Below are 229 nucleotides of genomic sequence, written 5' to 3' on the forward strand. Positions count from 1 at the left end.
GTTGAATTGTTTCAGTTCTATAAGCTATAGAATCTTTTCCTGTCAAACCAACTGATGATATACCACGTTTACTTAATTGGTTTGCTAATTGATACGCCTCCTCCCTACTACTAACAAATATTAAACCCTTTAAAGCGTCACCTGAATAACCATAATAATTAGTCTTTTTTATGATATGTTCAACACGCTCATTAGATGCTAAATATTTTAGATTAAATGCATCTTCTTG

Annotated in this window: 1 protein-coding gene; it reads right to left on the bottom strand. The window is 31.4% G+C overall.

Going from position 1 to position 229, the window contains the following annotated elements:
* Positions 1-229: hypothetical protein (locus QRT08_RS18620; protein ID WP_286047489.1), on the bottom strand; the 229-nt coding region annotated here is incomplete at both ends.

Origin of the sequence: Halalkalicoccus sp. NIPERK01, from assembly GCF_030287405.1 — an archaeon.
GTDB lineage: Archaea > Halobacteriota > Halobacteria > Halobacteriales > Halalkalicoccaceae > Halalkalicoccus.